The 22,054-nt window shown below is 65.7% G+C and carries 15 protein-coding genes and 1 pseudogene; 10 read left to right on the plus strand and 6 right to left on the minus strand.

The genetic code is table 11. The features are described from left to right. Positions 1 to 108: 108 nt before the first annotated feature. Positions 109 to 1,491, minus strand: coding sequence for a dihydrolipoyl dehydrogenase (lpdA, locus tag ACWGQ2_RS06315; protein WP_452015422.1), 1,383 nt, complete (start codon positions 1,489 to 1,491; stop codon positions 109 to 111). A 194-nt stretch (positions 1,492 to 1,685) separates the two neighbouring features. Further along, on the minus strand, positions 1,686 to 3,212 hold the full coding sequence (locus ACWGQ2_RS06320) for a leucyl aminopeptidase (protein WP_452015424.1): 1,527 nt from the start codon (positions 3,210 to 3,212) through the stop codon (positions 1,686 to 1,688). A 213-nt stretch (positions 3,213 to 3,425) separates the two neighbouring features. Here ACWGQ2_RS06320 and ACWGQ2_RS06325 point away from each other — a divergent pair. From ACWGQ2_RS06325 to ACWGQ2_RS06340, 4 genes and pseudogenes are all read left to right on the plus strand, one after another. Next, positions 3,426 to 4,319 (plus strand): annotated as a pseudogene (locus ACWGQ2_RS06325) (proteasome assembly chaperone family protein); the annotation flags it as partial. 222 nt (positions 4,320 to 4,541) lie between these two features. Next, positions 4,542 to 5,987, plus strand: coding sequence for an MFS transporter (locus tag ACWGQ2_RS06330; RefSeq protein WP_452015426.1), 1,446 nt, complete (start codon positions 4,542 to 4,544; stop codon positions 5,985 to 5,987). A gap of 357 nt (positions 5,988 to 6,344) precedes the next feature. After that, the gene (locus tag ACWGQ2_RS06335) at positions 6,345 to 7,886 is read left to right on the plus strand and encodes a DUF4192 family protein (protein ID WP_452015428.1); all 1,542 of its coding nucleotides are present in this window, start codon (positions 6,345 to 6,347) and stop codon (positions 7,884 to 7,886) included. 285 nt (positions 7,887 to 8,171) lie between these two features. Continuing rightward, positions 8,172 to 9,428: an RNA polymerase sigma factor gene (locus ACWGQ2_RS06340; protein WP_452015430.1), complete on the plus strand. Its 1,257-nt coding sequence runs from the start codon at positions 8,172 to 8,174 to the stop codon at positions 9,426 to 9,428. A gap of 162 nt (positions 9,429 to 9,590) precedes the next feature. Here ACWGQ2_RS06340 and ACWGQ2_RS06345 read toward each other — a convergent pair whose 3' ends face one another. Next, positions 9,591 to 9,812, minus strand: coding sequence for a DUF7455 domain-containing protein (locus ACWGQ2_RS06345; RefSeq protein WP_452015432.1), 222 nt, complete (start codon positions 9,810 to 9,812; stop codon positions 9,591 to 9,593). A 303-nt stretch (positions 9,813 to 10,115) separates the two neighbouring features. Here ACWGQ2_RS06345 and ACWGQ2_RS06350 point away from each other — a divergent pair, with 303 nt between their 5' ends. Further along, positions 10,116 to 12,242, plus strand: coding sequence for a DNA gyrase/topoisomerase IV subunit B (locus ACWGQ2_RS06350; protein ID WP_452015434.1), 2,127 nt, complete (start codon positions 10,116 to 10,118; stop codon positions 12,240 to 12,242). 30 nt (positions 12,243 to 12,272) lie between these two features. Here ACWGQ2_RS06350 and ACWGQ2_RS06355 read toward each other — a convergent pair whose 3' ends face one another. Together ACWGQ2_RS06355 and ACWGQ2_RS06360 are read right to left on the minus strand one after the other, a co-directional pair. Beyond that, positions 12,273 to 13,253, minus strand: a complete 981-nt coding sequence (locus tag ACWGQ2_RS06355) for a M56 family metallopeptidase (protein WP_452015436.1) — start codon at positions 13,251 to 13,253, stop codon at positions 12,273 to 12,275. A 20-nt stretch (positions 13,254 to 13,273) separates the two neighbouring features. Beyond that, entirely contained in the window at positions 13,274 to 13,645 is a 372-nt protein-coding gene (locus ACWGQ2_RS06360; RefSeq protein ID WP_452015438.1) for a BlaI/MecI/CopY family transcriptional regulator, read from the minus strand. Between the two features lie 221 nt (positions 13,646 to 13,866). On the opposite strand from ACWGQ2_RS06360, the gene ACWGQ2_RS06365 reads away from it, so the two are divergent. The 4 genes from ACWGQ2_RS06365 to ACWGQ2_RS06380 are packed head-to-tail and all read left to right on the plus strand — an operon-like array spanning position 13,867 to position 20,860. Beyond that, positions 13,867 to 15,474: a cytochrome ubiquinol oxidase subunit I gene (locus tag ACWGQ2_RS06365; protein ID WP_452015440.1), complete on the plus strand. Its 1,608-nt coding sequence runs from the start codon at positions 13,867 to 13,869 to the stop codon at positions 15,472 to 15,474. An 18-nt stretch (positions 15,475 to 15,492) separates the two neighbouring features. Then, complete coding sequence (gene cydB, locus ACWGQ2_RS06370) at positions 15,493 to 16,509, plus strand: cytochrome d ubiquinol oxidase subunit II (protein ID WP_452015442.1); 1,017 nt, start codon at positions 15,493 to 15,495, stop codon at positions 16,507 to 16,509. Next, positions 16,506 to 19,850 carry a thiol reductant ABC exporter subunit CydD gene (cydD, locus tag ACWGQ2_RS06375; RefSeq protein WP_452015444.1) on the plus strand — a complete coding sequence of 1,115 codons (3,345 nt, stop codon included), beginning with the start codon at positions 16,506 to 16,508 and terminating at the stop codon, positions 19,848 to 19,850. The genes cydB and cydD overlap by 4 nt, the downstream gene beginning before the upstream one ends. A gap of 5 nt (positions 19,851 to 19,855) precedes the next feature. Next, on the plus strand, positions 19,856 to 20,860 hold the full coding sequence (locus tag ACWGQ2_RS06380; RefSeq protein ID WP_452015446.1) for a GNAT family N-acetyltransferase: 1,005 nt from the start codon (positions 19,856 to 19,858) through the stop codon (positions 20,858 to 20,860). Here the strand turns inward: ACWGQ2_RS06380 and ACWGQ2_RS06385 are convergent. Further along, positions 20,857 to 21,525 (minus strand): metal-dependent transcriptional regulator, encoded by a 669-nt coding sequence (locus ACWGQ2_RS06385; protein WP_452015448.1) that lies wholly within the window; start codon positions 21,523 to 21,525, stop codon positions 20,857 to 20,859. The genes ACWGQ2_RS06380 and ACWGQ2_RS06385 overlap by 4 nt on opposite strands. Positions 21,526 to 21,660: 135 nt before the next feature. Here ACWGQ2_RS06385 and ACWGQ2_RS06390 point away from each other — a divergent pair, with 135 nt between their 5' ends. Then, entirely contained in the window at positions 21,661 to 22,005 is a 345-nt protein-coding gene (locus ACWGQ2_RS06390; protein WP_452015450.1) for a metal-sensitive transcriptional regulator, read from the plus strand. Positions 22,006 to 22,054 lie beyond the last annotated feature (49 nt).

The raw sequence follows: 22,054 nt of genomic DNA on the forward strand, positions 1-22,054 counted from the left end.
TGTTAGTTCTTTGACCAGCCGTGCCGCTGGTGCTGGTTGGTTTGAAGCCTAGTGCACCCGGCGCCGCTGGCGCCGGATGCACCGGGAAAACTCTTCGCTGCAGGGCTTCTAGCCGTGCAGCGGCTTGCCGGCGAGGGCCATTGCGGCTTCGCCGATTGCTTCGTTCTGGGTGGGGTGGGCGTGCAGGAGGCCGGCCAGGTCTTCCGGGTAGGCTTCCCAGTTCACGATCAGCTGGGCTTCGCCGATCTGCTCGCCGATGCGGCCGCCGATCATGTGGACGCCGATGATGGGGCCGTCCTTCTCGCGCACCATCTTGATCAGGCCGGAGCTGCCCAGGATGGAGGTCTTGCCGTTGCCGGCCAGGTTGTATTCCTGGACCTGCACGTTCTCAGCGCCCAGCTTTTCCCTGGCCTTCGCCTCGGTGAGGCCGACGGATGCAATCTCCGGCTCGCAGTAAGTGACCTTGGGAATGTTGACGTCCTCGACGACGACCGGCTTCAGGCCGGCGATTTCCTCGGCGACGAAGATGCCCTGCTGGAAGCCGCGGTGGGCCAGCTGCAGGCCGGGAACGATGTCGCCCACGGCGTAGACGTTGCCGACGCCGGTGTGGAGGCGCTCATTCGTGATGACGAAGCCGCGGTCCATGGTCAGGCCGGCTTCTTCGTAACCGAGGTTGGCGGTTACCGGTCCGCGGCCGACGGCGACGAGCAGCAGCTCTGCCTCGAAGGTCTTGCCGTCAGCCAGGGTGACGACGACGCCGTCGTCGTTCTGCTCCACCTTCTCGAAGAAGATGCCCGTGCTGAACTTGATGCCGCGCTTCTTGTAGGCGCGTTCCAGGTTCTTGATGATGGCGGCGTCTTCGTTGGGGACCAGCGACGGCAGGCCTTCCACGATTGTGACGTCAACACCGAAAGAGTTCCAGACCGAAGCGAACTCGACGCCGATCACGCCGCCGCCCAGGATCACTGCGCTCTTGGGAACGTAGTCCAGGGTCAGAGCCTGGTCGGAGGTGATGACGCGTCCGCCGATTTCCAGGTCCGGCAGTGAACGGGAGTAGGAACCGGTGGCCAGGATGATGTTGGAGCCGGTGTAGGTCCGGCCGTTGACCTCAATGGTCTTTTCGCTGGTCAGGCGGCCTTCACCCTCGATGACGGTGATCCCCTTGGACTTGATCAGGCCCTGCAGGCCGCGGAACTTGCCCGCAATGATGTTGTCCTTGTAGGAGTTCACGGCGTTCATGTCCACGGAATCGAAGGTGGCCTTGATGCCGTACTTCTCTGCCGTCTTGGCGTTTTCAGCGATTTCGGCTGAGTGCAGCAGAGCCTTGGTCGGGATGCAGCCGTTGTGCAGGCAGGTGCCGCCCAGCTTCCCCTTTTCGATCAGCCCAACGGAAAAGCCCAGCTCCACGGAGCGGAGTGCTGCGGCGTAGCCGCCGCTGCCTCCACCGAGGATCAGGATGTCGAACTCTTGCGCAGTTGCCTCTTCGGCCACGTGGACGCTCCCTCGCGTAATCTGTTGACGCACTGATGGCGCGTCGGTTAGTGATTTGGGCGGTTGTGAATAGGTTTCACACTATCGCCCAGTTTCCCCGGCATCCACTCGGTTAAGTGGGCCGGAAGGCGAATGTAACCAGAAACACGCGCAACAATTGCCCCTCGGAGTTGCACGCAAAACAAGAACGGGTGCTATACCGCGCGGGCCAGCACATCCTCTGCGTAGGCAACCAGGGTGCGCACAGCGACGCCGGTGCCTTCCTTCGGGGTGTAACCGTACGGTGCGCCCTCGTTGAAGGCGGGTCCGGCGATGTCCAGGTGTGCCCAGGGGATCTTCACGCCGTCCACTTCACCCACGAATTCGCGCAGGAACACTGCAGCGGTCATCATGCCGCCGAAGCGCTCACCGATATTGGCGAGGTCCGCGGTGGGCGAGTCCAGGCTTGCGCGCAGCTCTTCAGGCAGCGGCATCGGCCAGAACAGCTCCCCGGCACGGTCAGCGGCGGACTTGACGGCATCGCGGACGCCGTCTTCGCCCATGACCGCGGAGACGCGGTTGCCCAGGGCGACCATCTGCGCCCCGGTAAGGGTGGCGACGTCGATGATGACGTCCGGGTGTTCCTCGCTGGCGATCGCCAGGCCGTCGGCCATGACCAGGCGGCCCTCGGCGTCGGTGTTCAGGACCTCGACGGTGCGTCCGCCGTAGGTGGTCAGAACATCGGAGGGACGCTGGGCGGTGCCTGAGGGCATGTTTTCGGCGAGGCAGAGCCAGGCGGTCACCTTGAGGGGGAGTCCCATTTCGGCGACGGCAAGGAGTGAGTTCAGCACGACGGCGGCGCCGCCCATGTCCGACTTCATGGCCTGCATGCCGGCGGCAGGCTTCAGGGACAGTCCGCCGGAGTCAAAGGTGATGCCCTTGCCCACCAGGGCGAGCTTGGCCTTGGCACGTGCGGGGGAGTACTCCACCTTGACCAGGCGGGGCGGGCGGGCTGAGCCCTTGCCGACGCCGAGGATGCCGCCGAAGCCTTCGCGTTCGAGCTTCTTCTCGTCCCAGACGGTCACCTTGACGGGAAGCGGCCGTGCGGCCTCGCGTGCCGCGGCGGCGAAGGTTTCGGGGTAAAGGTGGCTCGGCGGCTGGTTGACCAGGGTGCGCGTGGCGTTGACGGCACGTGCAACGACCCGTGCCCGGTCCAGGGCCGGCGACAAGTCAGCTTCGCCGGCGGCGGATGTCACCACGGTGATTGAGGAAACCGGGGCGGGAACCTTGGCTGAGTGGGCGCTGCGGTGCTCGGTAAAGCTGTACGCACCCAGCAGCGCGCCCTCGGCTACGGCAGCGGCGTCATCCACGGTTGCGGCCGGCAGGGCCAGGGCCACGGTGGTTGTGCCCGCCAGCTGCCGGACTGCGGAACCGGCGGCCCGGCGCAGTGCCTCGCTGCTCAGCGGCTCGCCGGCGGCAACCGGACCGAGTCCGGCCAGGACGAGCATCTCGGCTTCGAGTTCGGGCAGGCCGGGAAGTCGGACAACCTGATCAGCGGCGCCGGTGACGCCCAGCAGGGCGAAGGAGCCGGCAACAGCGGAGGAAGACTTCTGCGAAAGCGGGCTGTCCACCAGTACGGGGCCGTCCGGGCTCTGCCCGACGCCGACTACCAGGGCCTGTGCCTGGACCTTGCGTGCGTCCCGGGAAATTACCTGCAGGTCTGGCTCACTGGCTTTGCTCACGAAGCTTCATCCTCACGTATTTGTGCGTTTCTAGTGCTTTGCTCTTTTGATCGTAGTCTCTTCCGCGGCGGACGCTGCCGCCGGTCATGGTTGCCTTGCGGAATGAATCGGCCTGTGCATGGCGTTTACCCTTGAGTAAGGGATTGACAAGTATGCGCTTGGTTTCATAAGCGCCCCCGCAAACCAACGGGACTAGTGGCAGGAAGGTACAACATGCTTGATCCGCTGACCCTGTTCAACCTGGATCCGGAACTGGCTGCCTCCGCCGAAGTGCGCGGACTGCGGCTGCTGGCCGGATTCACGGGATTCGGCGAGGCAGGCCATGTGGTGTCCCAGGTCCGTGATGAGCTCTTCGAGAACCTGGAACATGACCTGGTAGCTACCTTCGATGCCGACCAGCTCATTGATTACCGTGCCCGCCGCCCGCAGCTGACGTTCGTGGAAGACCACTTCACCGGCTACGAGGCGCCGAGGATCGAACTTCACCGTTTTTATGACGGACTGGGTGAGCCCTTCCTGTTCCTGACCGGGTTCGAACCCGATTTCCAGTGGGAACGGTTTACCGCTGCCGTGCTGCGGCTGGTGCAGATGCTTGACGTCTCGCTGGTCGCCTGGGTCCATTCGATACCAATGCCCGTGCCGCACACACGCCCCATCGGCGTTACCGCCCACGGCAACCGGCCGGACCTGATCGACGGCATCAGCTCCTGGAAGCCCACGGCACAGATCCAGGCAGCCGTGGGGCACCTGCTGGAACTGCGCCTCGCAGAGGCGGGCGTCGACGTCGTCGGCCATGTGGTTCATGTTCCGCACTACCTTTCCGACGCCGAATTCCCGCCTGCCGCCGTGGCGGCACTGGAATACCTCGGTGCAGCGGCTAATCTGGTCCTGCCGACCGACCGGCTGCGTGAAGCAGGCCGGGAGGTTGAAAAGCAGATTGCACAGCAGGTCGATGCCTCGGCCGAAGTGCGCGGAGTCGTGGCCACGCTGGAAAGCCGCTACGACGAGTACACCGGCAGCACTGTGCGGCGTTCCCTGCTCGTCAAGGACAATGACGAGCTGCCCGACGCCGAAGAGCTGGGTGCCGCCGTCGAGGCGTACCTGGCCAGCCCGCAGGCCGAGGAAGAGACCGAGGCACTGCTTGTTGGACAAACCGAGCAGGACGACGCCGGAGACGGCGCGGATCCTGCTGCAGACAAGGATGAGGACAGCGTTGAACCGAACGGCCCCGACCGCCTTCCCGGCAGGGACGACCGTCCGGAAACACCCGGGAGCGGCGCCCTCTGACCCCGCTGCGGGTCTGACCGGCCGCCGCGCAGGCGGTGGGTCGTGAAGCACAGGGGAGCATGGCTCGTCTGGGGCACCGGCGTCTTCGCCTATCTGGTCGCCGTCACACAGCGGACAGCGTTTGGGGTTGCGGGGGTTGAAGCCACCGAACGGTTCTCGGCAACCGCCTCCGTCCTTTCGGTCTTCACCGTGGTGCAGCTGCTGGTTTACGCCGGCCTGCAGATCCCGGTGGGGATGCTCGTGGACCGGTTTGGTCCCCGCCTGCTGATTACCGCCGGGGCTGTCCTGATGTTCGCCGGACAGTTCCAGCTGGCCATGGCAGACAGCGTTGGCGCCGGCATTGTTGGCCGTTCCCTGGTGGGCGCGGGCGACGCACTGACATTCATCTCCGTCCTGCGCCTGCTGCCGGCATGGTTCCCACCGCAGCGGATTCCCGTCCTGACGCAGTGGACCGGCATTATCGGACAGCTGGGCCAGATTGCCAGTGCCATTCCGTTTGCGTTCGTCCTGCATGAAATCGGCTGGAACACGGCGTTTCTTGGCGCTGCCTCACTGTCCGTCCTCGCCTTTGTGCTGGCCTTGGCCCTCATCCGCAACCAGCCCGCAGGCACGCCGCGGACTCCCCATGCAGCCCACGACGGCGGCTCCCTCTCAGCGGCCTGGCGGCAGCCCGGCACGCGGCTGGGTCTGTGGACCCACTTCACCATCCAGTTCCCCGGAACCGTGTTTGTGCTGATGTGGGGTTATCCGTACCTGGTCAGCGGTGAGCAGGTTTCCCCGGCCGCCGCGTCCTTCCTGATGACCTTTTTCGTTGCGGTTGCCATTCTGTGCGGGCCGTGGCTTGGCTCCTGGGTGGGCCGGCATCCGCTGCGCCGTTCCACCATGGTCCTCCTGATCGCCGGCGCCATGGCCGGCGCGTGGCTGATTGTGATGCTGTGGCCCGGTCCAGCCCCGCTCTGGCTGCTCCTGTGCCTTGTTGCGGTTCTTGCTGTGGGCGGGCCAGGATCAATGATCGGGTTCGACTTCGCGAGGACCTACAACCCCAGTACCCGCCTGGGCACAGCCACCGGGATTGTGAACATCGGCGGCTTTGTTGCCTCGCTGATTTCGATGTATCTGGTGGGTCTGGTGCTGGACATTCTCCTGAATACCGGATTCTCCGGCGGCAACCTTTATGACCTGGCCGCCTTCCGCATTGCCCTGGCCGTGCAGTTCCTGGTTATGGGGGCAGGTGTGCTGGGCATCCTGCGAAACCGGAGGAAGCTCCGTTCCGCCATGGCCGATAACGGGCTGCGCCTTCCGCCGCTGCGGGAAGCTCTGGCCCGTGACCGGCGCCGCCGCAGGGACGAGCGCCGCGGTGCCGCGGAATCCGGCTCCACGCCGGGTGCTGCTGACGGAGACACCGGCTCCGGCGGCGTTTCGTCCGATTATCCGGGAACTGAACCGGAAACCGGCTCCAGCCGCGGTGCGGCAGAACCCGGCGGGTGACGAAGGCGTCCCGGTTCTGCGCCGGGGCGGTTGGAAACTGGGCGGTTGTGCCGGTTCGGATTGAAGTTGCGCGGTTGTGCCGGCTGAGTCGGCTGCTGGCCGCTGGTCCGCGGCGCCCGGTTCATCCTGTGTGGCAGTAACGCTCCTTGGGCCCGGCCCCGCTCATCCTGTGTGGCAATAACACCCTTACACCGCTGCCAAAGCGACGTTACTGCGACACAGGATCCGGCGGGAACGGATCATTGTCTCCGGCCTCTTTCCCTCCACAGCGGCGCTGACCACATGTCTCCCCGGTACGTTGTCCGCAGGGGGACCCTGCCGGGCCTGGGACCGGACGGGGACAGGCATTCTTGCGGCATGAGCGAACCCCAGAAAGCGGGACATCCGGCCGCTGGCCGCCCCGCGTCTCTCCGACCAACCTCCGCGGGAAGCGCAACCGGCGGTGCTGCCGGCCGCGGTTCCGCCGACCGCAAGGATAGCGGCTCCCGTGGCTCCGCCTCCGTTACCGGCCCCAGCGGCACCGCCTCGGATACTGCCGCCCCTGACGCCGCCGACGTCCTTCGGGTTGGCACCCCGCAGGACATCCTGGCGTTTGTGCCGCACTGTCTGGGCTTCCAGCCCCGCGAGTCGCTGGTGCTGCTCGGGCTCCGCGGTTCCCGGCTGGGGGCCACGCTTCGGCTGGACCTTCCGGGACCGGCATGTTCCGCGGAAATGCCTGATGACGAGCAGCTGGAGCTGATCTCGGGGTACACCGCGCGGATCGCCGCCCTGCTGTCCGGTGACAAACGGGCAGACGGAGTGCTGGCCGTGATGTATACGGATCTGCCCTGGCGCGAAGGCACACGAGCGCCGTACAGCGCCCTGATGGAAGTCCTCGCCGATGACCTCGAGGACAGCGGGTTGAGGCTCAGGGACGCCTGGTTGGCAGGCAACGGCACCTGGCGGGACTATTTCTGCGCAGACGGCGGGTGCTGTCCCTGGCCCGGCAAGCCGATGGGCGAAATCACGGAAAGCAGGCTCAACGCAGAACTGGTTTACCGTGGAAGCGCCTACGCGGCGTCGCCTGCGGAGGCGCTGAGCTCAGCCGGCCGGCTCCGTGACGATGCCCTTGATGCGCGGGTGGACGAAGTCCGCCGAACGCTGGAGGGGAAATGGAACAGGCCAGAGACTTTCGATGAGGTGCTCGCGGCATGGGAACGCCGGATAAGTGCTACCGGATTGTCCAGGCCGCCGGACGCCGGGGACGGCGGGCCGCCGGACATCTCCAGGCTGCCACGGACGGCGGGGGAAGGGCTCCTGGAGGACGGACCGGCGGACACGGGGGCGCGGATGCACGAGGACGCGCTGCTGCTGGCCAGTCTGGAATTCAAGCCGGTGCGGGACACCATTCTGGTTCTTGCAGCCACCGGGATGGCTGCCGCAGCGGAAGGGGCACGGCAGTGGCTTCAGCCAGGAGCGCAGACAGCGCCTGCCCGTCCAGGATCCGCTGACCGCGGTGACTCTGCCCCTGCCTGGAAGACTGCCAGCCCTGGTCCTGTGGTGCCTCCAGAAGCAGGGGTGTCCCCGTCCGCCGAGGCCGGCCGGCAGTTTAGGGCGATCCTTATCGGCCGGAGCAGCACGGCACCGGACTGGGGCCGAATGGACCGTACATATGAAGCGTTCACGGCCCTGGTGCAGCGCGCAGCGGGGGAGCCGGCCGCCGCACTGCTGACCCTGCTCGGATGGATCGAGTGGGCCCGCGGACGCAGCTCCAGAGCAGAAATCTGTCTCTCCGGGGCGCTGAGGGAAGTCCCCGGGTACCGGTTGGCTGCTCTCCTGCGGGAGCTGCTGCGCAGAGGGGAGCTGCCTCAGTGGGCGCAGTCGCCGGCAACTGCCTGGCCGGGTGAAGGTCCGGTCTGAACCGGCAGCAGGGCAGCTCCCGGTGCACGGGCCGGGAGCCGCAACCGCCGTGTCCGGTGGTGGCCGTGCCCGAAAGCATGCGACAATGGGAACCGAGACCCGGTTGGGTTCGTGTACCTAGTGTTCGTTCTGCACTCCCTTGATGGGGGAATAGGAACAGGACGCGGTGTGTTTTCCTAGGAAAGCCACCGCGTACAGACCACTGGTTATGGCACGGACTTGACAGGGTCATAGTGGTGTTGCCCCCATGGCGGCGCCGCAGCCCGCCGTATTGAAAGGTTTTCTGTGTCCGCGAGAAAGACAACTGCTGTCAAAGAGACTGACACTGTGACTGCCGAGGTTGCCGAGGCGACTCCCGCCGCAGCCACCAAAACGGCCGCCAAGACTGCCCGCAAGCCTTCCGCCCGGAAGACCACGGCAAAGGCCTCCGCGGCAAAGACCACCGCCAAGAAGGCAGCCGAGCCCGCCGAAGACGCCGACACCCATGCCGATGACACCGACGTTGAGCCCACGGACGTTGACGTCGAAGTAGTCGAGGCAGATGCCCCCGAGGCAGCTCCCACCGGTTCCGGTTTCGTTTACTCGGATGCCGACGATGATGACGCGCCTGCCCAGCAGGTCGTTTCGGCCGGCGCCACCGCGGATCCGGTCAAGGACTACCTGAAGCAGATCGGCAAGGTCGCCCTGCTGAACGCTGAGCAGGAAGTGGACCTGGCACTGCGCATTGAGGCAGGCCTCTACGCCGAAGAGAAGATCGCAGCTGATCCGGACATGGATCCCAAGCTCAAGCGCGACCTTCAGCAGATCATCCACGACGGCAAGCGCGCCAAGAACCACCTGCTGGAAGCCAACCTGAGGCTCGTTGTGTCGCTTGCCAAGCGCTACACCGGCCGCGGCATGCTCTTCCTCGACCTCATCCAGGAAGGCAACCTGGGCCTGATCCGTGCGGTCGAGAAGTTCGACTACACCAAGGGCTTCAAGTTCTCGACCTACGCCACGTGGTGGATCCGCCAGGCGATTACCCGCGCCATGGCAGACCAGGCCCGCACCATCCGCATCCCGGTGCACATGGTTGAAGTCATCAACAAGCTGGCCCGCGTGCAGCGCCAGATGCTCCAGGACCTGGGCCGCGAGCCCGCGCCCGAAGAGCTGGCACTTGAACTGGACATGACGCCGGAGAAGGTTGTCGAGGTCCAGAAGTACGGCCGCGAGCCCATCTCCCTGCACACCCCGCTTGGCGAGGACGGCGACTCCGAGTTCGGCGACCTGATCGAGGACTCCGAAGCGGTTGTCCCGGCAGACGCCGTGAGCTTCACCCTGCTGCAGGAACAGCTGCACTCCGTCCTCGACACGCTCTCCGAGCGTGAAGCCGGCGTTGTGGCAATGCGTTTTGGTCTCACCGACGGGCAGCCGAAGACCCTGGACGAAATCGGCAAGGTTTACGGCGTGACCCGTGAGCGGATCCGCCAGATCGAGTCCAAGACGATGTCCAAGCTGCGCCACCCGTCGCGGTCCCAGGTCCTGCGGGACTACCTGGACTAAGACTCCATAGCTAAGCAATAAAAGCAGTGCCTCCGCGGTGAACGCGGGGGCACTGCTTTTTGCTTTGATCCGGCTGGGTTTGGGCCAGCTGGAACCAGAGACAGAACGAGGGCCCCTCCGTAACGGAGAGGCCCTCGCCAAGTCTTGGACTGCTGTCCGGAATTAGTCTTCCGTCGTAGCGGCCTTCTGGTGCAGGCGAGCACTTTCGTCCTGCCACTCAGAGGTCAGGGGCCGAAGGTTGGCCTCCACTGCCCGGGCGTGATGAGCGCAGAAGAGCAGTTCCCCACCGGAGGATTCCAATACCGCGCGCACGTAAGCCTGAGCGCCGCAGCGGTCACAGCGGTCCAGCGTGTTTAGTTGACGTGTAGCAACTGCTGCTGTCATGAGTGCCTCCTTAAGGGTGTTGATACTTCATATAACCACCTTTGCCGGGCAGCCCTTTCCATTTCGGTGAGTCTTTCGCTCTGCGCGTACCAATGAGTAGCAACACAGGGCCGGCGCGGGCGTGGCGGCGTTCACAGTTTGAGGTGGGGAGACAGGCAGGCAGGGGGGTGCGGCTGAGTCGCTGCCACGCACTGTCACCGCGGGGCATTAACCTTGTAGAAGGCCGGTTTCCGCCGGCTGCCCAGCCGCAAGGCTTCCCTACGCAAAACACGGCCGCCTAACCGGCCCTAGGAGTTCAGCACCGTGGTCCCCCTGGATACTGAGTACAACGCCCGGCACCTTTCCGTCCTCGAGGGCCTTGAGGCTGTCCGGAAGCGCCCCGGCATGTACATCGGCTCCACCGATTCCCGCGGCCTTATGCACTGCCTTTGGGAAATCATCGACAACTCCGTTGATGAGGCTCTGGCCGGCTACGGGCAGAGCATCCGGATCATCCTGCACGCAGACAACTCCGTTGAAATCCACGACGACGGCCGCGGCATCCCCGTGGACATCGAACCCAAGACCGGCCTCTCCGGCGTGGAGGTGGTCTTCACCAAGCTCCATGCAGGCGGCAAGTTCGGCGGCGGTTCCTACGCAGCCTCCGGCGGCCTGCACGGCGTCGGCGCTTCCGTCGTCAACGCGCTCTCCTCGCGGCTGGACGTCCAGGTGGACCGTGCCGGCAAGACCTACCAGATGACCTTCCGGCGCGGCGAGCCCGGCGTCTTTGCCGACACTGGATCGAAGCCGTCCCCTGAGGCGAAGTTCACTCCGTTCCTGGAGAGCAGCAAGCTCGAGGTGGTTGGAAAAGCCAAGCGCGGGGTCACCGGCACCCGGATCCGATACTGGGCAGACCGGCAGATCTTCACCCCGGACGCCAAGTTCTCCTACGCCGAACTCGAGGCCCGTGCCCGCCAGACCTCTTTCCTGGTTCCCGGCCTGCGGATCACGCTCCGCGACGAACGCCGCCTGCCTGGAACGCCGGGCGAGAACGGTCCGGTGGAGGAAGTGTTCCACCACGACGGCGGCATCTCGGAGTTCGTCGAGTTCCTCGCCGCAGACGCGGCCGTTACGGACATCTGGCGGCTTCATGGGGCCGGCAAGTTCAAGGAATCCGTTCCCGTCCTGGATGAGCGCGGGCACAGCAAGATCACCGAAGTCGAGCGTGAGTGCGAAGTGGACATCGCCCTGCGCTGGGGGATCGGCTATGAAACCAGCATCCGCAGTTTCGTGAACATCATTGCCACCCCCAAGGGCGGCACGCATCAGGCCGGCTTCGAGCAGGCGCTGCTGAAGACCTTCCGCAAGGTCATTGAGGCCAACGCCCGCAAGCTGAAGGCCGGCAATGACAAGATCGAGAAGGACGACGTCTTCGCCGGGCTCACCGCCGTGCTGACCGTCCGGCTGGCAGAGCCGCAGTTTGAAGGCCAGACCAAGGAGATCCTCGGCACCTCCGCGGTGCGGTCGATCGTCTCCAAGGTTGTCGAAAAGGAAATCACGGCCAGGCTAAATTCGCCGGCACGCGGCGACAAGGCACAGACTGCCCTGCTGCTTGAAAAAGTGGTTTCGGAGATGAAGTCCCGCATCTCCGCCCGGGTCCACAAGGAAACCCAGCGGCGGAAGAATGCCCTGGAAACCTCGTCCATGCCCGTGAAACTCGCGGACTGCCGGATCGACGACAATGAGCGCTCGGAACTGTTCATCGTGGAGGGCGACTCGGCCCTGGGAACGGCCAAGCTGGCACGGTCCTCCGATTTCCAGGCGCTGCTGCCCATCCGCGGAAAAATCCTCAACGTCCAGAAAGCCTCTGTGTCGGACATGCTGTCCAACGCCGAGTGTGCTGCCCTGATCCAGGTGGTGGGTGCAGGCTCAGGCCGGAGCTTCCAGTTGGATGCGGCACGTTACGGCAAGGTGATCTTTATGACGGACGCCGACGTCGACGGCGCCCACATCCGGACCTTGCTCCTGACGCTGTTCTTCCGCTATATGCGCCCGCTGGTCGAGGCCGGCCGCGTCTACGCCGCCGTGCCTCCGCTGCACCGGGTGGAAGTCATCAACCACGGATCCAAGGCCAACGAGATGGTCTACACGTACAGCGAGAAGGAGCTGCATCAGCTCCTTGCCAAGCTGGAGAAGGAAGGCAAGCGCTTCAAGGAACCGATCCAGCGCTACAAGGGCCTGGGGGAGATGGATGCCGACCAGCTGGCCGAGACCACCATGGATCCCCGCCACCGCACCCTGCGCCGGATCCGGCTCAGCGAAGCTGCGGAAGCCGAGCGCCACGTGGATGAAGCCACCTTTGAGCTGCTGATGGGCAGCGACGTCGCGCCGCGCAAGGAGTTCATCATCGCCGGTGCGGCCATGCTGGACCGGGACCGCATCGACGCCTAGCGGCCAGGCCGGACCGGAGAATCAGGCCGGTCAGCCGTGGATCAGGCCGGGGGCAAACAGCAGCACCGTGGGTACCGCCAGCAGCAGCACCGCTGCTGCCTGGATGAGGATGTTCACCCAGCGGGGCAGCGGGGGCTGGGGCGTGAGCAGCCGGCTGAGCCGTGCTGCCATCCCGGTTTCGTCTTCAACGCCTCCGCCGGCAACCGCAGGAGCTGAAGAACCCGGCAGGCTCGCTGCGGTGTCTGCCCCGGCACCCGAGGTCGAGGCGGAGCCTACGATGGCTACGGCGCGGATCAGTGTTGGACGGTCAACCTTCTTGAGCGCCTCATCGTCGGCGAGCATCTCAATTAGTTCGTTCACCGACCGCTGGGCCAGCTGCGAGGTGGGCAGCCACGGCAGGGCCGCCCGCCAGGCCGCGAAGGCCCAGAGCAGCAGATGGTGGTGCTGGCTGAGGTGCGCCTTCTCGTGCGTCAGTACCCCGGAGAGCTCCTCCTCGGAGAGGATGTCCATCAGCCCGTCCGAGAGGACCGTGACGGACTGGGCTCCGCCGGGAAGGCAGTAGGCGACGGGGGAGGGGTGCGGGATGACCACCGTTGCGGGCGTATTCAGCGACGGGGAACTCAGTAAGTTCAGCATGTCGCGGTGGCGGCGCCGGCCGGAGACAATGCGGTAATAGGTCAGCAGCAGGGTGAAGACCAGGTGCACGCTCAGCAGCACGGCTGCGCTGATGGCAAACACGTGGACCAGGCCCAGGGCTTCAACCGAGCGCTGCTGCAGGAGAATATCCCAGAGTCCATGCAATCCCTGGGCCAGGTTGTCACCGATGGGCTCCAGGCCCCAGGTCAGCATGGCTCCGATCATGGACAATCCGCCGGCCAGGGCGATCGACTGCCACAACACCATTGCGGTAAAGGGGGAGCGCGCCGGCCACTTGGCGCGCGACAGCACAACCGGAACCGGCCAGGCGAGGATCACTGCCAGTGCAGCGAGGAAATACGAGGCCCAGAACATACGGGGCGCGGACCGGTGGCCTAGGCGCCGTCGAGCAGCCTGCGCAGGGTTTGCGCTTCGGTTGCGGAGACGGAACCGACGAAGCGGGCCAGGACAGCCTCGCGGTCGTTCGCGGAGCCGAGGACCTCATGCATAAGTTCGGCGGTGTGCTCGGCGCGGCTCGTTACGGCACGGTACCGGTGGGGGCGGATGTCACGTTCGCGGGCCACGAGGGCCTTCTTCTCCAGGCGTGAAAGCACGGTGAGGACCGTGGTGACCGCCAGGCCTTTCGCCTCGGCGCGCCCGGCGTCATTCTGTGCCAGGCGTTCGCGGAGCTCATTGGCCGTCAACGCCTCGGATGACTCCCACAGCAGGTCCATCATCGCTCGCTCAAGCTCTCCGAGAGTAGCCATAGTCCGTACTTCCTTCGTCATCCGGTCCCGGGTCCGGGAGGTCGCCCCGGCCTAGTTTTCCTGTGCGGCTGGTCCTTAGGTTCCCTACCGCGGTCCTTAACAATACCGGCTTTCGTCACATCTCTCTACAGATTGTAGAAATATGTCAGGTCGTGTTCTACGATTCGTAGAAGAACGAAGTTCTACAGTCTGTAGAACATTACATAACTAAGGACCTGCACGTGGAAGCATTGGACATTGCCCGGTGGCAATTCGGCATTACTACGGTGTATCACTTCCTCATGGTTCCGCTGACCATCGGCCTTGGCCTGGTCGTGGCCGCCCTGCAGACCGCCTGGGTCCGCACAGGCAAGGAAGAGTACCTGCGCCTGACCAAGTTCTGGGGCAAGCTGTTCCTGATCAACTTCATCATGGGCGTGGCCACCGGCCTGGTCCAGGAGTTCCAGTTCGGCATGGCCTGGAGCGAGTACAGCCGGTTCGTCGGTGACGTCTTTGGCGCACCGCTGGCGCTTGAATCCCTGCTGGCCTTCTTCACTGAGTCGGTCTTCCTGGGACTGTGGATCTTCGGCTGGAAACGACTGCCGCAGAAGATCCACCTCGCCACCATCTGGCTGGCCACCGGTGCCTCGGCCCTGTCTGCCTACTTCATCCTGGCTGCCAACTCCTGGATGCAGCACCCCGTCGGCGTGGAACTGGTGGACGGCCGCGCAGTCATGACCGACTTCTGGGCGGTCCTCACCAACAACACCCTGCTGGTTGCCTTCCCGCACACCATCACCGGCGCCTTCGCCGTGGCCGGCGGGTTCCTGCTCGGCATCTCCTGGTACCACCTGTGGAAGCGGCGCCGCGACGGCATCGACACAGTGGATGAGAACGGACGCGTCGTGGTGGGCGAGAACGCCGCGATCGGCCGGGACAAGACGGACTACAACGTCTGGATCAAGGCACTGCGCATCGGCGCCGCCGTCGCCGTCGTGGCATTCGCGGGCACCGCGATTACCGGTGACCTGCAGGGCAAGCTGATGTTCGAACAGCAGCCCATGAAGATGGCCGCCGCCGAAGCTGCCTGCCACAACGGAACCTCCTTCTCCATCCTTTCCGTCGGCGATGTCGGCGCCCGGGACTGTGAGGACGTCAAGACCCTGATTGAGGTGCCGGGTGTCCTGTCCTTCCTCGCCAACGGTGACTTCAATACTCCCGTTGACGGCGTGAATACCCTGATCCCGGAGTACCAGGAAAAGTACGGTACCCACCTGCCGGATGATCCGATGTACGGCGAACAGGCCGGCCAGGAAATCGACTACCTGCCGGTTATGTCCGTGACCTACTGGGGCTTCCGCATCATGATCGGGTTCGGCGCCATCGCCGCCGGTGCGGCCGCCGTAGCGCTGTGGATTACCCGCAAGGGCACGGTGCCGGAGTCCAAGTGGCTGATGCGGCTGGCCGTGTTCGGCATCCTGGCTCCCTTCGGAGCCAACAGCGCCGGCTGGATCTTCACCGAAATGGGCCGGCAGCCCTTCGTGGTGGTTCCCAACCCCAGCTTCAGCGGCATAGACAACGTCTTTATGTTCACGGCGGCGGCCGTTTCGCCGGGAGTGAGCATGGCGGAGCTGCTCTTCTCGGTGATCTCCTTCACGGTCATCTACCTGGCGCTGCTGATCGTTGAAGTGAAGCTGCTCTTCAAGTACGTCAAGGGCGGAGTTCCCTCAGCCATGCCGGAGCTGCTCCATGCGGCGGACGACGGCGACGGGCCGGGTTCCGACTCGGAGGACACCCCGGGCCAGCCAGGCGGACGGAAGTCCGACGACGTTCTCGATTTCGCCTACTAGCGCCACCGGAGACACAAAATGACGCTTGCAACGTTCTGGTTCATCGTTATCGCCTTCCTGTGGGTCGGCTATCTCTTCCTCGAAGGCTTCGACCTCGGCGTGGGCATGCTTATGAAGGTGTTCGCCCGCGACGAGCGCGAACGCCGGGTCCTGCTGAACACCATCGGTCCGGTCTGGGACGGCAATGAAGTCTGGCTTGTCACCGCCGGCGCCATGACGTTCGCCGCGTTCCCGTACTGGTACGCCTCGCTCTTCTCGGCGCTCTACCTTCCACTGACGCTGGTGCTGCTGGGCCTGATCTTCCGCGCCGTCGCCATCGAGTACCGCGGTAAGGGCCATACCCAGCGCTGGCGCGACCGCTGGGACTGGGCCATGGCCCTGGGTTCCTTCGTCAGCGCCTTCGGCGTCGGTGCGGCACTGGCCCTGACCTCCACCGGCCTGCCGCTGAATGAGAACGGCGACCGGGTGGGCGGCGCCTTCGCCTGGCTGACCCCCTGGGCGGTTCTGGGCGGACTGGCGGTCGTCGGATTCGCGCTGGTACACGGCTGCGCCTTCCTGATGCTGAAGACCGACGGCGAGATCCGCCACCGCGCGCGGCGCGCCCTGGTGCGCTGGCTCCCGCTTGGCATTCTGCCGCTGGCGCTCTGGGCTGTCGGTGTCCAGTTCCTCAGCGGTGAACTCTTCTCCCTGATCCCGCTGGCGGTGGCCGTCGTGGCCGTAGTGGTGGCCTGGCTGATGGCCTACCGTGGCAAGGAGGGCCTGTCCTTTGCTTTACTCGGCGTGTTCCTGCTGGCCGGTGCCGTCTCGATCTTCGCCGCAATGTACCCCGTGGTGCTTCCGTCCACGCTTGATGCAGCCTGGAACCTGACCGTGGAGAATGCCTCTTCGACCCCGTACACGCTCAAGGTGATCACCTGGGTCTCCGTGTTCGGTCTGCCGATTGTGCTTCTCTACCAGGGCTGGACCTACTGGGTCTTCCGCAAGCGCGTCAGCACACAGTCCATCCCCGACGTCCATAAGATCTCTGTCCAATGAAACCTGTCCTTCCCGTCAGTGCCACCAGCCGCCGGGCACTGTATCTGCTGGGACTCGTCGCTGCGGTCAAAGCCCTGGCCCTGGTGCTGCTGGCAACCGGCGTGGCCGCCGGCATTGCCGGCCTCGCCGCCGGCAGCCCGGACTGGGGATACGTTGCCGCGACGGGCATCAGCGGTGCAGTGCTGCGGTCCCTGGCCATGTGGGCCCAGGAAACCGTGGCGCAGCGGGCCGCGGCCGGGGTCAAGGACGAACTGCGCGGTCAGCTCACAGAACGGGTCCTGGCCGACGGCGGCAGCGTTCCCGGCATGGGTCCGGGCGCGCTCAGCGTCCTGCTGACCCGCGGACTGGACGGCCTGGACAACTACTACGCCAAGTACCTGCCGGCCCTGGTGACCTGTGCGGTGCTGCCGCTGCTGGTCGGCGTCCGCATCCTTACCGCAGACTGGGTCAGCGCCGTCGTTATTGTCCTGACCGTTCCGCTGGTGCCGGTGTTTATGATCCTCATTGGTCTGCACACCGGAGACAAAACGGCCAAGGCCATCGAGGCCCTGAACCGGCTCTCGGACAACATGCTGGAATTGGCCAAGGGCCTGCCGGTGCTGGTCGGTCTGGGCAGGGCACGCGCGCAGACCCGCGCCCTGCGCGACGTCGCCGACCGCTACCGCGTCACCACGCTTGAAACCCTGCGCGTGGCCTTTATGTCCTCCCTGGCACTTGAACTGATCGCCACGATCTCCGTGGCCGTGGTGGCCGTCTTCATCGGCGTGCGCCTGGTGCACGGAGACATGTCCCTGGAAATGGGCCTTCTGGCACTGATCCTGGCGCCGGAGTGCTACCAGCCGCTGCGTGACCTGGGCACCGCCCACCACTCCAGCGAAGACGGGCTGGAAGCCCTGAAACGCACCAATGCCGTCCTCGACGCCCCGGCTGCCCGTCCGCTCGCTCAGTCTGCACAGGCGGACGACGGCGGCGTGAGGGTACGCGGTCTCACCGTTCAGTACGAGGGGCGTCCCGACCCCGTGCTCGAAGACCTCTCCTTCTCCGTTCCCGCCGGAGCCATTGCCGCCCTTACCGGACCCAGCGGCAGCGGCAAGACCACCGTCCTTGAAGTGCTGGCAGGCCTGCGCCGGGACGGTGCCGGAATGCGGATCAGCGGTCAAGCCTCCGGCGTGGACCGGGCCCGGGTGGCCTGGATTCCGCAGCACCCCGTGCTGGTGGAGGAAACCGTGGCCGCGGAGATCGGTCTTTACTCCGGACTCGCGGACCCCGGCGAACAGCGCACCGCCGCCGAGCAGGCGCTGGCAGAGATCAGCTCCCTGCACCTGCTGGATGCACACACCGCAGACCTCAGCCCCGGCGAACAGCGCCGGGTTGCCGTGGCACGGGCCATCGCCCGCGTCCGGAATGTTCCCGGCGTCGGCGTCCTGCTGGCTGACGAACCCACGGCGCATCTGGATGAATCCAGCGCCGCGGCAGTGCGGGCCGCCCTGGCCCGGCTCCGTCCACGCTGTACCGTCCTGCTGGTCGCCCACGACCGGCGGACCGCGGCAATCGCCGGCATGCGCATTCCGGTCGGGAACGAAGTTTCCGCGCCTGACGACGAGCCTGCCCCGCTGCCTGCCGCCGCACTGGCACCCGAGGAGAAGCAGTTCAGCGGCTCCACGGCGCAGGCCGGCTACGTGCACCAGCCGCTGTGGAAGAACCTGCTGGTCCTGCGTCCCTGGAGCCCCCAGTTCCTGAAGGCGCTGGCCTACGGCACCGGCGCAACCATCTTCGCCGTCGCCCTCAGCGCGCTCTCCGGCTGGCTGATTGTCCGCGCCTCCGAGCAGCCGCCGATCCTGTACCTGCTCACCGCGATTGTGGGCGTACGGTTCTTCGGCATCGGCCGTGCCGTGCTGCGCTACCGTGAACGTCTCCACCTGCACGACGCCGTTTTCCGTGCCACCAACTCGATCCGCATCCGGCTCTGGAACGGGCTGCTGAACCGTCCCGAAGGCTGGCGCCGCCTGGCCCGCGGGGGCGGAGCACTCGAACGCCTGGTGGGTGACGTCGATGAACTGCGTGACATTGCACCCCGCGTGGTCTTTGCCCCGTTGACCGCCTTTGTGACGGCGGTTGCCGCCTGCATCGCCACCGGCATCCTGATTCCGGAAGCACTCTGGGTGCAGATCGGCCTATGCCTGGTGGGGCTCATTGGTGCCCCCGCCCTCGCGCACTGGGCCGACGCCGCAGCCCGCGCGCGGACCGTGACCCTGCAGTCCAAAGCCATGGCATCCATGGCCAAGCTGCTCTCCGCCTCCCGTGACCTCGAAGCCAACACCTCCGCCACCCCGGTGGTCGCCCGCCAGCGGCTGCTGGACGCCGCTGCAGCAGGAGCCGCCCGCCGCAGCGCCTGGGCCCAGGGACTTGCCAACGCCCTGACCGCGCTGGCCTGCGCCGGGTCCGCACTGTGGATCCTGACCTTGGCACAGGGCGTCCCCGCCACCGTTGCCGCCGTGATCGTGCTGATGCAGCTGGCCCTGCTTGAGTGCTTCGCAGCGGTCAACGGGTCCATTCAGCAGCTCACCGCCTGGCGGGTGCTGGGAGACAAAGTGCTGCCGGACCTCGGATCGGATTCGGTGGATCCCGGCACGCAGCCCGACGGCGCTGTCTCCCCGGCGGTTTCGGTCCCGGGCAGCATCGAACTGTCCGGCATCCGCTACCGCTACCCGGGCGGATCCCGCGACGTGCTCAGCGGCGTCGATCTCAGCCTGGAGCCGGGGGAGTGGCTGGCCGTCACTGGTCCCTCCGGCAGTGGCAAGTCCACCCTGCTGGGTGTGCTGCTTGGATTCCTGCAGCCCCAGGCCGGTACGTTCCGCATCGGCGGACGCCCGGCGTCGGAGTTCAGCCGGGAAGCCCGCGGCATGGCCTGGTGCCCTCAGGAGGCGCACCTGTTCGATTCCACGCTGCGCGGCAACCTGCTGATCAGCCGCGACCGGTCCAACGCCCCGAGCGAGGCGGAAATGCTGGCAGCCCTGGACGCCGTGGGTCTTGGCGGGCTCGTTGCCGAGCTGGAAGACGGAATCGACACCCGGATCGGCAACGGCGGACACCGGCTCTCCGGCGGGCAGCGCCAGCGCCTTGCCGTGGCACGTGCCCTGCTGACCGAAGCCGGCATTGTGCTGCTGGACGAGCCCACGGCGCACCTGGACCCGGCAGCCGGACGCCGGCTGATGGCGGACCTTTCCTCCGGCCTGGCCGGCAAGACCGTGGTGGTGGTGACCCACAATCCGGCCGATGCCGCCTGGTGCAGCCGCACGCTTGAGCTTGGTGCGGCCAAAAGCAGCCTTGCCCTACGCTAGGAGCCATGGCCTCAACAAACACTGTGCACCTGCCCGGACCGCAGACGCAGCTGGCGTGGCGTCCCATCACGGCTGCAGACCTGGATAACTGGCATGACCTGATCCGCCGCATGGTGGAAGTGGATAAGCCGGGATGGGCAGAAGACCGCGCGGACCTTGAGCACGCGCTCCAGCGCCCTGGCAATGATCCTGAACTGGACTCGCTGCTGGGCATAGACGCCGACGGCGTGCCGCGGGCCTTCGGTCTGGTGAACCTGAATCCGGACTCAGTCCGGGCGATCGGGTTCGGCGGAGTGGATCCTGCCTGGCGCCGGCGGGGGATCGGCACGGCGGTCTACCGGTGGCAGGCAGCCCGCGCCCGCGTCCGGGTGCAGGAGCGTGACGGCGAGGGTCCCCTGCTGCGCAGTTGTGCCGAGGCGAACAATCCGTCCCACCTGGCGCTGCTGGAATCCGTGGGCGCCCGCGTGAGCAGGTACTTCACCGAAATGACCCGCCCGCTCGACGGCGATCTGCCGGACGCGGAGCTGCCTGCGGGTATGGAATTCAGAACCTTCTCCGAGGAGATCTCTGAACGGCTGCGCCTTGCCCACAACGAGGCGTTCCTGGATCACTGGGGGAGCGAACCCCGGGACCCGGAGAACTGGCGGTTCACGGTGGGCCATCCGCAGTTCCGGCCCGACTGGAGCTTTGTGGTTCTGGAGACGTCCTCCGGGGACATTGCCGCGTATCAGCTGGCCAGCTACGACCCGGAGTCACCGGCAATCTTTGGCTATTCCGAGGGCTACACCGAGCTGCTCGGCGTGCTGCGCCCCTGGCGCGGCAAGGGGATTGCCCCGGCGATGCTGGCCGAAGCGATGCGCCGCTTCACCGCCTCGGGAATGCAGAACGCGGGCCTGGGCGTGGACACCGAGAACCCGTCCGGTGCGCTGCGCATCTACGAACAGCTGGGCTACCGGCCGGTGAGCCGCCAGGTTGTCTACGACCTGCCGCTGCATCCTGAAGCCGGTTAAGCCTGCACCACCCAGATGGCCTCGGCGGCAGGGAGGCCGAGTTCCACCCGGTCACCGGCACGTTCAAGAGTCATGGTGCCTGCATAAGCCTGGCGTTCCAGGATGCTGACCTCCGTGTCCAGTCCCAGACCCATGCCGCCCAGATAGCGTAGCAGTTCAGGGCTGTTGTCCGAGACACGGGCAATACGCAGCCGGGTGCCCGGTTCGCTGTGGCTGAGGCGGGCCGCGTCCAGCGCCGGAAGGCTGCCGTCGGGCGCGGGAATCGGGTCCCCGTGCGGATCCCGGACCGGGTGGCCCAGGCGTACTGCCAGAGCTTCAACCATCTTGTCGGAGACCGCGTGTTCGAGGTTCTCGGCTTCGTCGTGCACTTCATCCCAGCCGTACCCGAGATACTCGACCAGGAACGTCTCAATCAGCCGGTGGCGCCGCACCATGTTCACTGCCGCCTGCTCGCCGGTGGGAGTTAGGGCCACGGAACCGTAGCGAGCGTGGGTCAGGAACCCCTGGGCCGCGAGTTTCTTCACTGCCTCGGAAACCGAGGATGCAGAGAAGCCCAGATGGGCCGAGAGGGCAGAGACGGTAACCGGCGCGTCCGTCCATTCCTGTGCCGTCCAGATGACTTTGAGGTAGTCCTCTGCCGCGCTGGTCAGTTCTTTCTTTGCCACGCGTCCCACCTTACGCCAGCGTCCCGTGGAACCGGCTCCTATTGCTCCTCAGATACCCCCTTGGGGTACTTGACCTATACCCATAGGGGGTATACATTCGCAGGTGTTGGCAGGTACTTAGCGGGAGGTCGAATAATGGACACCAGCGCACTCGATGCAGCGGACGTGGCTGTGGATGTGGAACCGGAGCGGGGCTATTCGAGCGACAAGGAAGCCTACCTGCGGCGGCTGAAGCGGATTGAGGGACAGGTCCGGGGGATTGCCCGGATGGTGGATGAAGACAAGTACTGCATCGATGTACTGACCCAGGTCTCCGCCGTGACGAAGGCGCTGCATGCCCTCAGCCTTGGACTGGTCCAGGACCACATCTCCCACTGCGTGGTGACCGCCGCGCGGGAAGCAGAAGAAGCCGGGGATCCGTCAATTGTGGACGTCAAGGTTCAGGAAGCAACCCAGGCCATCGGCCGGCTCCTTCGGTGAGCGGCCCAAAAAACATACAGAGAGCGGGGCGGGCGCCCCGCGGAGGAGG

This window comes from Arthrobacter sp. NPDC055585, assembly GCF_053619115.1.